General features: G+C 49.9%; 10 protein-coding genes. 6 read left to right on the plus strand and 4 right to left on the minus strand.

The window, feature by feature from the left end:
- Nucleotides 1-3: 3 nt before the first annotated feature.
- Nucleotides 4-834 carry an ion transporter gene (locus JYB87_RS14840; RefSeq protein ID WP_207354237.1) on the plus strand — a complete coding sequence of 277 codons (831 nt, stop codon included), beginning with the start codon at nt 4-6 and terminating at the stop codon, nt 832-834.
- Nucleotides 835-863: 29 nt separating this feature from the next.
- Here the strand turns inward: JYB87_RS14840 and JYB87_RS14845 are convergent, their stop codons facing one another.
- On the minus strand, nt 864-1,832 hold the full coding sequence (locus JYB87_RS14845; protein ID WP_207354238.1) for a CYTH domain-containing protein: 969 nt from the start codon (nt 1,830-1,832) through the stop codon (nt 864-866).
- Nucleotides 1,833-2,061: 229 nt separating this feature from the next.
- Between JYB87_RS14845 and JYB87_RS14850 the strand changes: the two genes are divergently transcribed.
- From JYB87_RS14850 to putA, 4 genes are all read left to right on the plus strand, one after another.
- Nucleotides 2,062-2,742 (plus strand): TIGR00153 family protein, encoded by a 681-nt coding sequence (locus JYB87_RS14850; protein ID WP_207354239.1) that lies wholly within the window; start codon nt 2,062-2,064, stop codon nt 2,740-2,742.
- A 26-nt stretch (nt 2,743-2,768) separates the two neighbouring features.
- The gene (locus JYB87_RS14855; protein WP_207354240.1) at nt 2,769-4,037 is read left to right on the plus strand and encodes an inorganic phosphate transporter; all 1,269 of its coding nucleotides are present in this window, start codon (nt 2,769-2,771) and stop codon (nt 4,035-4,037) included.
- A gap of 127 nt (nt 4,038-4,164) precedes the next feature.
- On the plus strand, nt 4,165-4,743 hold the full coding sequence (locus JYB87_RS14860) for a TIGR04211 family SH3 domain-containing protein (protein WP_228729882.1): 579 nt from the start codon (nt 4,165-4,167) through the stop codon (nt 4,741-4,743).
- 253 nt (nt 4,744-4,996) lie between these two features.
- Complete coding sequence (putA, locus tag JYB87_RS14865; protein ID WP_207354241.1) at nt 4,997-8,170, plus strand: bifunctional proline dehydrogenase/L-glutamate gamma-semialdehyde dehydrogenase PutA; 3,174 nt, start codon at nt 4,997-4,999, stop codon at nt 8,168-8,170.
- Nucleotides 8,171-8,237: 67 nt separating this feature from the next.
- Here the strand turns inward: putA and JYB87_RS14870 are convergent, their stop codons facing one another.
- Nucleotides 8,238-9,473: a dicarboxylate/amino acid:cation symporter gene (locus JYB87_RS14870; RefSeq protein ID WP_207354242.1), complete on the minus strand. Its 1,236-nt coding sequence runs from the start codon at nt 9,471-9,473 to the stop codon at nt 8,238-8,240.
- A 223-nt stretch (nt 9,474-9,696) separates the two neighbouring features.
- Between JYB87_RS14870 and JYB87_RS14875 the strand changes: the two genes are divergently transcribed.
- A complete protein-coding gene (locus JYB87_RS14875) occupies nt 9,697-9,876 on the plus strand; it encodes a helix-turn-helix domain-containing protein (protein WP_207354243.1) in 180 nt (59 codons plus the stop codon).
- Nucleotides 9,877-9,966: 90 nt separating this feature from the next.
- On the opposite strand, the gene cydC is transcribed toward JYB87_RS14875, so the two are convergent.
- Together cydC and cydD are read right to left on the minus strand one after the other, a co-directional pair.
- Nucleotides 9,967-11,697 (minus strand): heme ABC transporter ATP-binding protein/permease CydC, encoded by a 1,731-nt coding sequence (gene cydC, locus JYB87_RS14880; protein WP_207354244.1) that lies wholly within the window; start codon nt 11,695-11,697, stop codon nt 9,967-9,969.
- Complete coding sequence (gene cydD, locus JYB87_RS14885; protein ID WP_207354245.1) at nt 11,694-13,565, minus strand: heme ABC transporter permease/ATP-binding protein CydD; 1,872 nt, start codon at nt 13,563-13,565, stop codon at nt 11,694-11,696. The genes cydC and cydD overlap by 4 nt, the downstream gene beginning before the upstream one ends.
- Nucleotides 13,566-13,875 lie beyond the last annotated feature (310 nt).

Here is a 13,875-nt window from a genome sequence, read left to right on the forward strand (position 1 = left end):
CTCATGGCACATAAATACCGTTGGTTTGTAGCAAAGGAGATTGTCAGCCCGTTTGAGTTGGCAATGATGCTGTTATCGTTTATCTCAGTGATTCTGATCATCCTGATGACGTTTGTGCCCATGGATAAAGAGACCAAACGCTTACTGTTTCTTATCGATACCAGTATTTGCGTGATCTTCTTATTGCACTTTTTTGTCGGTCTGTTGCAAGCAAATGACAAAAAAGGCTTTCTCAAACTGCACTGGATCGATTTTATCGCCAGTATTCCTGCCATCGAACCGCTGCGTTTTGCTCGACTATTCCAAATTTTACGGGTTATTCGGCTGATCCGAATGAGCCGCTCAATCATTGCGGTACTGCTCAAACAGCGGCGACAAGCCACCCTCGCCAGCCTTATGGTGGCAATGGTGACGATTATTGCCTTCTCTTCGGTAATGATTTTGTTAGTGGAAAGCGGCATCGACAGTGCCAATATCAAATCTGCGGAAGATGCCATCTGGTGGTCGCTGGTGACTATCTCAACCGTTGGCTACGGTGATTTTTACCCGGTGACCACCGTGGGCCATGTGATTGGCGCTATTGTCATCGTCTGTGGGGTGAGCTTCTTCGGGGTGATTTCGGGGTATATGGCCTCGTTATTTGTCGCCCCAGATGAAGAGGAAAATAGAGAAAGCCAACGCAAAGAGATGCGTGAGGAGTTAGCCGTAGTTCTCAGCCGCATGGAGCAGAATCAACAGCAGATGATGAGCGAGATTACTCATTTAAAACAGGCTCTTACTGAGGCTAAATCGCAGCAAGCAAATCCCTCGGCACAATCCACCCCATCAGATTAAGCCGAGGAATAAGCCTCTTGCGCGTGATTCTACGCCGCTTGCGCCATCAGTATCGCTAACAGCTGCAATTGCAGTTGGCCGTAACGCACATCGTGTTGCAATGCAGTCAATTTCTGCGCTGGCGCCAAGCTTGATGCGGTTTGGGTTTCGCCAATTATCCACAAGGCTAAACCACTTATCGCCTCATCCAATGCCCGCTCACCGAGAACTCGCGGTAGTGCTGCCTGTAACTCGGCTAACCATTGCCAATACTGCTGAGCTAACTCGCAGTCATCGCCAAAGCAATAAATCGCCTCTTCTAACAGCTGCCAAGCGCTTAACCACTCAGTTAAGTTCATATTGGTCAACACTGGCTGAGTTGGTTGCTTAGCCTGTTGCTGCCCAGATAAGCGATAACCGCGCTGTGCCTTGCTCGCTTTGCCTAATCTTACGGGCACCACCGCCGCCACTTGTTTAGCTAAGGTAAGTAATGCGTTGGCATCACCGGAAAACAGTTCAAACTCCAATTCACAAATAGGCTCTTGTTTACCATTGGCCGCGACTGTGCCTTGGTCAAAAGCCACTTCTACTTCAGCATCAGCGCGCTGAATTAACCAAATTGTTCGCACAAAGTCAGTACTAAAAATGCAGCGCAGTTGTTGCTGCAACGCTGCCACATCAGTGCCTTCTGGCCAAATTTCTGCCGGGAACAACGCCAATGTAGGTTCTTCTGAATTGATATCGACATTGTATTCAGGGCGGCTATGAAGACCACCGACCACCTTACCTGCGGTTTTAATGGTTTGCTCCAGCGCCCCATTGCAACCGCGCACGCGCAAGCCCATATCCAACTGACGTAACGCCAGTGATGGCGTATCAAAATAGCGGTTTACTAAGGTCTTCTGTTGACCCGCTTCAACGTTGGCTAACTGATTAACGGTGGTTTTTAAGGCGCTAATGGACTCAGGCGCCAATAATAATTTCAGCTCTATCTCTTGTGGTTGTGCATTGTTCGACATCGGCTAAATCGCTCACTCAGTCATGAAATCATCATAAAATTGTCACACATACACTTATATGTCACACAATTGTCATAAAAGTGTCTTACTCTCTGCGCGCTTGATATATAACCCAAATAAATTAAAACTGTGGTTATGTATGAAAAAACACAGTTTCAATAAATGGGCGCATGGGGTAACATTCGCCCGCGTTTCCAATAGTGGAACTAAGCTGAGTAGGTAAACGGCTATGCCAGTAAACTCTATTTTAGGCGTGTTCGCCAAGTCGCCGATTAAACCGCTGCAAGAGCATATCGACAAAGTATACGATTGTGCATCTTTGCTGGTACCTTTTTTTGAGGCTGCCAATGCCGGAGATTGGGACAGTGCAGTCACCATTCGCAAAACCATCAGTCAGGAAGAAAAAGACGCTGATACATTGAAGCGTGAAATTCGTCTGACATTGCCCGGTGGTTTGTTTATGCCCGTTGAGCGAACCGATTTGTTGGAGCTGTTAACCCAACAAGACAAAATCGCCAACAAGGCAAAAGATATCTCTGGTCGAGTGATCGGCCGCCAATTGCTTGTACCACAAGCAATTCAAACTCCTTTCATCGCCTATCTACAGCGTTGTTTAGATGCCGTAGCACTGGCAAAAGAAGCGATTAACGAACTTGACGATCTGCTCGAAGCGGGCTTCCGTGGCCGCGAAGTAGAGTTGGTTGCCAAGATGATCAGCGAGCTCGATATCATTGAGGAAGACACTGACGATCTGCAAATTCAGATCCGCCGTCAACTCTATGCATTAGAGCCAGGGTTGAATCCAATCGACGTAATGATTCTATATAAGGTAATTGAATGGGTCGGAGACCTAGCGGATCTTGCGGAACGGGTTGGTTCTCGTCTTGAGCTGATGTTAGCTCGCGTTTAAAAAGAATAACATTACAAGGTTACAGTATGGTTGAGGTATTAGTAACTAACGGTCCTTGGTTGATCGGAATTGCTGCTGTCTTTGGATTTCTTATGGCTTGGGGTATTGGAGCCAACGACGTAGCAAATGCGATGGGCACATCTGTGGGTGCCAACGCAGTTACCATTAAGCAAGCGATTGTTATCGCGATGATTTTTGAGTTTGCGGGGGCTTACTTAGCCGGTGGCGAAGTGACCAGCACAATCCGTAACGGCATTATCGACTCAAAGTTTTTTGTTGATACTCCAGAACTGCTGGTTTACGGCATGATTGCCTCGCTGCTTGCAGCGGGTATCTGGTTGGTTGTTGCATCTGCGCTTGGCTGGCCGGTATCCACTACTCACTCAATCGTGGGGGCGATTATTGGTTTTGCGGCTGTGGGTGTTGGCAGCGAGTCTGTTGCTTGGGGCAAGGTAGGCGGTATTGTAGGATCGTGGATTATCACCCCTGCGATTTCCGGTTTTATCGCCTTCTCCATTTTCCAAAGCGTGCAAAAGTTGATTTTCAATACTGATGATCCGCTGAAAAACGCTAAGAAATATGTCCCATTTTATATGGCAGTTGCCGCGTTTGTGATGTCACTGGTGACTATCACTAAAGGGCTGAAACACGTTGGTTTAAAACTGGAACCCGTTGAAGCCTACGGTTTAGCAATTGCGATTGCCGTTGTTGTAGGTATCTGCGGTAAGTTTGCCATCCAACGTTTGAAAATGAACCCTAAGAATGAACGCCAAGCCAACTACAACAACGTAGAAAAGGTGTTTGGTATTCTGATGATTGTGACCGCTTGCTGTATGGCATTTGCGCACGGTTCAAACGACGTTGCCAACGCGATTGGCCCATTGGCTGCGGTAGTTTCAGTGGTCAGTAGCGGCGGTGAGATCGCCAGTAAATCACCGTTGGTGTGGTGGATTCTGCCGGTTGGCGCGTTTGGTATCGTATTCGGCTTGGCTATATTTGGTAAGCGCGTAATGCAAACCATCGGTAAGAATATCACTCACTTGACCCCAAGCCGTGGTTTTGCGGCAGAGCTGGCAGCAGCAAGTACAGTGGTGATTGCATCAGGTACTGGTTTGCCAATCTCTACCACCCAAACACTGGTGGGTGCGGTGCTCGGTGTGGGTATGGCGCGAGGTATTGCGGCCATCAACATCAACGTGGTGCGTAACATCGTAGTGTCCTGGGTAGTGACGCTGCCTGCTGGCGCTGGCTTGTCTATCCTGTTTTTCTTCACCATTAAAGGTATCTTCGGCTAAACCCAACTGGCTGAGTAAAATCAGGAAAAATCAAGTTGATAAGAGGGAAGCTCAGCGCTTCCCTCTTGCATTTCTAAGGCAAGATCCCCTAGCATGGACGCAACACTTATTGAGAGAGACTTGACCCGTGCTGAGAGGGATTTTACTCCTAGGAGCATTAGCGTTCGCATCGGTTGCTAGTGCCGAGGAACAAGCTGGCTATATTTCTGACGACATTTATATCTACATTCATGGCGGCCCAGGCAATCAGTTCCGTATTTTGGGCAGTATTGAAGCGGGGCAACCGGTCACTGTCACAGGTGAAACCGAGAGTGATTACAGCAAAATTGTTGACCATAAAGGCCGTGAGGGTTGGGTTAAAACAGAATTTTTGACAACCCAGCAGACATTGCGCTTTCAGGTGCCAGAACTGCAAAACCAGCTCACCGAAGCGCAGCAACAGTTACAAACCGCCATCAGCGACAAAGCCAATGAACCGGAGCAGCTCAGTCAACTGACCGCCGAGCTGGCACAAGTCAAACAAGCCTTGGCAGAAGTGACTCATGCACGCGATCAAGCACAACAACAGCTAACGGCGATACACGATGATGCCCAATATAAGATGTGGCGTGAAGGCGGCATTATTGCAGCAATCGGCGCACTCATTGCGGTAATTTTGGTGTATCTGCCAAGACCGCGTTCTAAAAAGCGCGATCGTTGGTTTTAAGCGTACATAAATCAATACAAAGGCGATGTTTTCAAACATCGCCTTTTTTATTTTTACTATGTAAATCAATTTGAAAAACCTAGTAACTAAACAATGATCCCAATAACACCCAGATAAGTGCTATAGCTCACATTTTGTAGGTATAATCGCTGCGCGTAAGCGCCTGATGTTCAATAAAAACGATAAGCGCTGGCTGTATATTTGAGATGTTTAGCAGACCCTAACTGCCTTCTGGCTTGGATGGATAAAAACTATGTTTAAAGCGAGCGAAGTACTTGCTGGCTATTATGACAATGCCACTCTCGACCAACTCTTTAGCGCCATCAGCGACAATTACATCGTTGATGAAGAGCTGTACCTACAAGAGTTAATTCAATTGGTGCCCGCCGACGATGCAACCGTCACTAAAGTGACCCAAGCGGCACACGATCTGGTAAGCCAAGTGCGCCAGTACGACAAAAAAGGCTTAATGGTCGGTATCGATGCCTTTTTGCAGCAATACAGCTTAGAAACTCAGGAAGGCATTATTCTGATGTGTCTTGCTGAAGCACTGCTGCGGATCCCTGATGCTGCCACCGCAGATGCGCTGATTGATGACAAACTGTCTGGTGCTAAGTGGGATGAACACCTATCAAAAAGCGATTCGGTGTTGGTCAACGCTTCTACCTGGGGCCTAATGCTGACCGGTAAAATCATCAAGTTGGACAAAAACATTGATGGTACCCCGAGCAACTTATTGAAACGTTTAGTCAACCGTGTCGGCGAACCGGTGATACGCCAAGCTATGTATGCCGCGATGAAAATCATGGGCAAACAGTTTGTGTTGGGGCGTTCAGTTAAAGAAGCCCTGAAAAATAGCGAAGCGAGCCGTAAACTCGGTTACACCCACTCCTACGACATGCTCGGCGAAGCAGCGTTAACCGCCAAAGATGCGCAAAAGTATTATAACGATTATGCCCATGCCATCGCCGAACTTGGCGCGAATCAATACGATGAAACTGAAGCGCCACGCCCTACCATTTCTATCAAGCTGTCGGCACTGCATCCCCGCTATGAAGTCGCCAACAAAGAAAGAGTGATGACTGAGCTGTATGCCACCGTCATCAAACTGATTGAACAAGCACGCAGCCTCAACGTGGGCATTCAAATCGATGCCGAAGAGGTGGATCGACTTGAACTGTCGCTCGAACTGTTTGCAAAGCTTTATATCTCTGAAGTCGCCAAAGGTTGGGGCTTACTCGGCTTAGTGGTGCAAGCCTACTCTAAGCGCGCGTTGCCGGTGCTGCTGTGGATTACCCAACTGGCCAAAAGCCAAGGCGATGTGATTCCGGTGCGTTTGGTGAAAGGCGCCTATTGGGATAGCGAACTGAAATGGGCGCAACAAGGGGGCGAAGCGGGTTATCCGCTTTATACCCGCAAAACCAACACTGACTTGTCATATTTGGCGTGTGCGCGGTATCTGTTGTCTGAGAAAACCCAAGGGGTTATCTATCCGCAATTTGCGACCCATAACGCACAAACAGTTGCGGCAATCATGAATATCGCCGGAACACGCCAATTCGAGTTCCAACGATTGCATGGCATGGGACAAGAGCTGTACGACACACTGCTGGCAGCCACCGACAAACTCACGGTTCGAATTTATGCGCCAATTGGTGCCCATAAAGACCTACTGCCGTACTTAGTACGCCGCCTGCTGGAAAACGGCGCCAATAGCTCATTTGTGCACAAACTGATTGACCCGAAAACCCCGATTGAGTCACTGATCCAGCATCCAGTTGTGGCAGCACGCAAATTTACTACCCTGGCCAATAACAAAATCGCCCTACCTACCAATATCTACGGCGGTGAGCGTAAAAACTCCAAGGGATTGAATATGAACATCATTTCTGAGTCGATGCCGTTCTTTAACGCACTTGAGCGCTTTAAATCACAACAATGGCAAGCCGCACCGTTAGTGGCAGGCAAGAGCTTGAGCGGCACCGCACAAGCTGTGTTGAGCCCTTACGACACCACCGAACAAGTGGGCAGTGTGATTCATGCCGACGATGCCGCGATCGAACAAGCACTCAGTAGCGCCAGCGTGGCATTTAGCGATTGGTGCCGTACACCAGTAGCACAACGGGCAACAGCATTGCAAAAACTGGCCGATCTGCTGGAAGAAAACCGCGAAGAACTGATTGCCCTCTGCACCCGCGAAGCAGGTAAAAGCTTGCAAGATGGTATCGATGAAGTGCGTGAAGCAGTTGATTTCTGTCGTTACTATGCCATCAACGCGAAAAAGATGATGAGCAAACCTGAACTGCTGCAAGGCCCCACAGGTGAGCTCAACGAACTGTTTTTGCAAGGTCGTGGCGTGTTCGTTTGTATCAGCCCATGGAACTTCCCGCTGGCGATCTTCCTTGGCCAAATCACTGCCGCGTTAGCTACCGGCAACACCGTTATCGCCAAACCGGCCGAACAAACCTGTTTGATTGGCTATCGCGCGGTGCAACTTGCCCACGAAGCAGGTATTCCAGCTGACGTGCTGCATTATCTGCCGGGTGCTGGCAGCGTTGGCGCTAAACTCACCGCAGATGAACGTATCGGCGGCGTATGTTTTACAGGCTCGACGGGGACTGCCAAAGCCATCAACCGTGCTTTAGCAAATCGCGAAGGCGCCATCATTCCGTTGATTGCCGAAACCGGTGGCCAAAATGCCATGGTGGTCGACTCCACCTCTCAACCTGAGCAGGTGGTCAACGATGTGGTCGCGTCATCATTTACCAGCGCTGGTCAACGCTGTTCAGCACTGCGAGTATTGTACCTGCAAGAGGATATCGCTGAACGTACCTTAGATGTGCTCAAAGGCGCAATGAACGAGTTAAGCATAGGCGATCCGAATCTGCTGCAAACCGATGTTGGTCCCGTGATCGATGCAACGGCGAAATCGAACCTTAATGGCCATATTGAGCACATCAAGCAGGTTGGTAAACTGCTGAAGCAGGTTGAACTGCCACCCGCCTGTAGTAAAGGCCATTTTGTGGCGCCAACGGCGGTTGAGATCAACTCAATCAAAGTGCTGGACAAAGAGCATTTTGGCCCGATTCTGCATGTGATTCGCTACAAGGCGGCCGACTTGCCGAAAGTGATTGATGAAATCAACAGCACAGGTTTTGGTTTGACGTTGGGCATTCACAGCCGCAACGAAGGCCATGCGCTGGAAGTGGCTGATAAAGTCAATGTGGGCAACGTCTATATCAACCGTAACCAAATTGGTGCGGTTGTGGGGGTACAACCTTTTGGAGGTCAAGGGCTGTCTGGTACTGGGCCAAAAGCCGGTGGTCCACACTATCTGCAGCGGTTTGTGACTGAGAAAACGCGCACCAACAACATCACCGCAATTGGCGGTAACGCCACCTTGTTATCGCTAGGTGACGCAGACTAATCACTTCCGTGAGTGTACAAAAAAGCCACCGAACTCGGTGGCTTTTGTTTGGCTAAAACAGCGCAGTTTACGCTACTTTGTCGGCCTCTTTCGGCGCGTACTTATCCATGATAATCGCACAGGCCGCATCACCTGAGATATTCAGCGCGGTGCGGATCATGTCAAACAAACGGTCGAGCGCGAACAGCAGTGGCAAACCATCAATTGGGATGCCCGCTGACAGCAATACCGCCACCACCAAGAAGGTTGGGCCGGGTACACCCGCTTGGCCAACTGCGCCCAGCGTCGAGGTCAAAATGATTGCCGCATAAGCCGTCATCGACAGATCGATGTGGTACATCTGGGCAAAGAAGATTGCCACCAAACCGTAATAAATTGCGTTGCCGGTCATGTTGATGGTGGCACCTAGTGGCAGCACAAATGACGCAGTGGCGTTGCTGACTTTGAAGTCTTTCTCAACGGTTTGCATATTGACTGGCAGAGTCGCCATCGATGACGCGGTCGACAAGGCCATCACCTGCGGCTTTTTCATCAAGCTGATAAATTTAATCGCCGAGACAGACGACATCAGCTGCACCAACAGCGGATAAACAATAAAGCCAAACACCAAGATAGCCGCGACGTAAACCCAGAATAGATCCAGCACCACTTTCAAACGGTCAAAACCATAGGTTCCTACCGCTTCAGCCATCAAACCAAAGACCCCCAACGGCGCAATCACCATTACTTTGGTAATCATCCATACCAGCGCATCTAATACCGTTTGTAAGCCACGTTGCAGCGCTTCAGCCCCCTCACCTTTCACCTTGGTCAACGCGATACCAAAGAAGATGCTGAACACCAAAATTTGCAGAATGTTACCGCTAGTCAGCGAATCAAACACGTTGGTGGGGATCATGCCGATAATGGTATCCACTGCGCCTGGCAATTCACCTTGTTTAGCAGTGATTTCCATCAAATCGTGTGTAGCTTGATTGCTAAAATCGACCGATACACCCGGTTCAAACCAGTGACCCATCAATAATGCCCAGACAACGGCAATGGCTGAGGTGGACAAAAAGAACACAAAGGTGCCAATACCAATTTTACCGGCGGAGGGTGTGTTGCCCAGACTGGCTGAACCCGTGACAATCGCCACCAGTACCAGCGGGATAACTAACATCTTGATCAATGAGATAAATAAGGTACCTAACGGTGCAAAAATTGCGGCGTCAGCGCCCATCAGGCTACCAACGACTGCACCAATCAGCATGGCAATAACCACTTGCACGCCGATGCTGCTAATCCACTTTTTGATTTTCATTATTGTTGTCTTCCAATTGTTATTTTACAGCCTGTAGGAGGTTGACTGTGGGTACAGCTGAAGACGTTAACACAGAAAAACATCAGATTGGATTAAAAACCCGTATCAAAAGATTAAAATCACATTTTACGCTGAAGCAGAGCGCGACTAGGACTAAGGTCAGTAAGCAAATTTAGCAATGGCTTACTATACTTTCGCGGTGACAGCATTTAGGAGCCAAACCATGAGTAATGATATGTTGACCTTGGAAGAAGTCTGCGCCTTGTTAGACAAGACCCCAAGCACCATCAAGCGCTATGCCCGCGAGAATCTGCTATCGAGTGTGCAGGAAAACAATCAGTTACTGTTTCCTGCGGAAGAGGTGCATCGCTATCTGGAGTTTTCCAAAAAGCTAGGCCGCTGATGTGTAAACTCCTGAGCTAAGCCATGAGCCCAACGAAAAGGACGCTATTTGAGCGTCCTTTTGCTTTGTTATTCTGGCGAACAGGGTTTGCTACTGCAGCTTGTTATAAAGCGCACTGTAAGCGGGCTCACTGGCCAACAACTCAGTGTGTGTGCCCGATGCCTTAATCTGGCCGCCATCCAACAGGTGAATACAATCCATTTGCGCCATGCCGGTGAGACGGTGGCTGATCATCAACATGGTTTTGCCCTGCGCATGATTCAGCAGCAGTTTAAGGATCTCTTGCTCCGTACGACGATCCAATCCCTCTGTTGGTTCATCCAGCAGCAAAATCGGTGCATCGCGCAGTAACGCTCGCGCCACGCCAATACGCCGTTGTTCACCGCCTGACAACTGACGTCCACCTTCACCAATCCAAGTTTTAAGCCCTTGGCCTTGCAGCAGATGAGCCAAGCCCACTTGGGTTAACACTTCAGCCAGTCGTGTATCATCCACTTTCTCTGGGGTCGCTAATTGCATATTGTCGCGCAGCGTTCCGGCAAGTAAGGCAACCCGCTGACTCACTACTGTGATAGCCGCTCTTAGGCTGGCTTCATCAAATTGTTCAACGGCCACGCCATCCAGCAGAATTTGCCCCTGTTGTGGCTGCCACTGACGAGTAATCAGCGCTAACAGTGTCGATTTACCACAGCCAGTTTTGCCCAATAACGCTACCTTGCTACCGGCGGCGATCGCTAAGTTCAACTGTTGTAACACCGGTTGTTGAGCAGACGCAAGCTGATAGCCAAAGCTAATTTGCTGTAGGCTGATTGCCCCTTGTGTTACATGAGCATCACTTGTGGCTGGAAAGGTAATATCCGCTTGCTGTGAAGTCAGCTCAGTGACTCTCTCTGCCGCCAATAGACAAGCGGAAAGATGTTGGAATGCCCCCGCTAACGGCATCATCATTTCAAAGATCGCCAAGGCGCAAAATACTGGCAGCGCCATCATTGGCCCCGGCGGCGCATCACTGCCGACACCATCGGCCGCAAACCACAACATTAACAACAGAATCATACCGTGGAACAAAATCAACGCAGCTTGGCTTAAGCCCGTCACCCACGCCATCGCCCGCTGACTCGCCAGCCATTGACGTTCAACTGCATCCAACTGTTGTCGCTGCTGCGTTGCAGCACCAAACAATGCCAGCTCCGCCTGCCCGGCTAACCACGCCAACAAGGCGATCCGGTATTGACGGCGACCTTCTAACACGGCGGTACCCGGCGCTTTGCCTAAGCGATAAAACACCCATGGCAGCAACAACCAAGCGAACAACAAGCCGCCGCAAAGCAGTGCGGCCAACTGCCAATCAAACCATCCGATAAAGCCAAATAACGCCACCAGCATCACTGCAAACGCGGTCAATGGTGTGAGTAAACGCAGATAAAGATGATCAAGGGTATCAATATCGGCCACCAAGCGATTCAGCAGATCGGCGCTGCGCATGCCTGCAAGGTTAGCTTCACTTAGCGGCAATAGTGACTTCCACGCCCACTGACGCAGGTCAGTCAGAATGCGGAAGGTGGCTTCGTGGGTCATCAAGCGCTCGCCATAGCGGCCAGCGGTGCGCGCGATAGATAAGCCGCGCACGCCGCCTGCCGGAGTAAAGTAGTTCATGCCCACGCCCGCCAGCCCAGCGACTGCTGCTGCAGAAAGGAACCAGCCAGAAAGCGATAGCAAGCCGATACCGGCAGCCAAGGTCAACACTGTAAGCAACAGGCCGATACACATCATCAACCACTGACGGCGGAATAAGCGCAGAAATGGCATTAACTGTTTCATGCTGCACCTCCTGCATTGACGCCAGTCTCAATTGTGTTCAGCTCTTCTTCAATATCAGTTTTCGTCGACTCGTCGAGATCTTGAGCGAGAGTATCCACCTGATCTAACGAGACTTGCAGTGGTAACTCGGCCAACATCTGCTGAAATACCCCCGGCTGCGCCGACAATGCGGCCAACGTGCCTTGCTGCACAATTGCGCCTTGCTGCATTACCCATACCTCATCAACCCGATCGAGTTGATCCAATCGATGGGTGATCATCAAACAGCTTTTATCGGTTAAGGCTTGCCATAAGGCATCTAACACCCATTGCTCATTTTGGCTGTCGAGACTGGCACTTGGCTCATCCAGCAGCAGTAACGGCGCCTGCTTGGCTAAGGTTCTCGCCAGAGATAACCGCTGCGCCTGCCCCACCGACAACCCCGCACCAAATTCGCCGATAGTGTGCTGTAAACCGTTCGGTTGCCCGTGCACAAAATCATCAACCCGTGCCTGCTTTAACCAATGCCACAGTGCGTCATCGGTCAGGTCTGTTTGCCCTAATCGCAGATTGTCGGCAATGCTGCCATGAAACAGCTGCGGGTTTTGCCCCAGCCAGCCCAAGCGTTGACGCCAGCTGGCAATATCAAGTTGTTTAAGCTCTATACCGTTAATACGAAGGCTGCCTTCATAAGGTAAAAAGCCCAATAACGCATTGAGCAAACTGGTTTTACCGGCACCGCTTGGGCCCACTAATGCCAGCTTTTGCTGCGGCTGAATGGTGAAAGATAACGGCCCAACTAAGCTCACCCCATCCATGCTCAACACACTGAAGTTTTCGGCAACAATCGTGAGTTCGCCTTGCGGCACTGGAGTATCCCCAAACGCCAACGGCTCAGGGGCGTTGAGCAATTCCATCAAGGCTTCTGCCGCGCCAATCGCTTGCGCTTTAGCATGATAGTGACTACCCAGATCCCGCAGTGGTTGATAAAACTCTGGCGCCATAATCAAGATAAACATGCCGGTAAACAGTGAGATAGGCGCGCCATAATGACCAAAATTCAGCTCACCGAGATAGCTAAATCCAAAATAGACCGCCAGTACTGCAATTGATACCGCGGCAAAAAACTCCAGTACCGCCGAACTTAAAAAGGCCAAGCGCAACACCGCCATAGTACGTTCGCGAAACTCTTCTGACGCCTTGGCAATCGCTCGCTCTTCGGCGGCGGCGCGGTTAAACAGTTTTAGAGTCGACAGCGCTTTTAAGCGATCCATAAAATGGCCGCTCAGTTGCTGTAATGCGCTGAAGTTACGCCGGTTCGCATCAGCCGCGCCCATGCCCACCAAAATCATAAACAGCGGAATTAACGGCGCAGTAATAAGCAGGATCAGCCCCGCCGCCCAGTTTAATGGAAAGGCACAGCAAAGAATGATCAGCGGAATAAAGCCTGCTAGGCTCATTTGCGGCAGATAACGGGCGTAAAAATCTTGCAGATCTTCAATCTGTTCCAACACGATGCTGGCCCAAGCGCCTGCCGGTTTGCCATTGATATACGCCGGCCCCAGTCGCGTCAATTTACTCAGTACCACCTCACGAATGTGGGCGCGTAAGCGCAAACCAGCTTCAAAACTGACCTTTTCGCGACTAAACGCCACCAAGGCTCGCAAGCCAATCAACAATGCAAAGGCGGCAATATGTGGCACAAATTCAGCGCGGGCTTGCTGTTCAATAATCACGCCATGCAGCACAGTAGCCAGCAACCATGCTTGCACCACCAGTAATGCACCGTTAAGCACGCCCAACATCATCGACAATTTAAGATATACACCACAGGCGCCTTTTTGGTTGCGTAACCACAGAGCCAGTTGATTTTCGAGGGATTTATCCATGAAGTGAAATTAAAACAGCAAGTTAGTATCAGTATGACGCCAAACACTCGTTAAGGTTCACAGCGCTTGACCCACGGCCATCAGTTCGATAGGAGCCAGTATCGCAGGCCTTAGCAGCAGAATAAACCTCAACCGCCGTTTTTGTTGCTGAAGGTGCCCGACCAGCACAGACATCAGCCCCGGTCAGCAAACTGAGTAAACTTGACCATCACCACCCTTGAGAATGGCGAACGACGGCCTTTTGCTGTAAACTTGCCGCCCGCCCAACATCGGGCGCTTTTAATCTTCGGCCCGCGGCCAATAACTGAGT

This window comes from Shewanella avicenniae, assembly GCF_017354945.1.
Lineage (GTDB): Bacteria > Pseudomonadota > Gammaproteobacteria > Enterobacterales > Shewanellaceae > Shewanella > Shewanella avicenniae.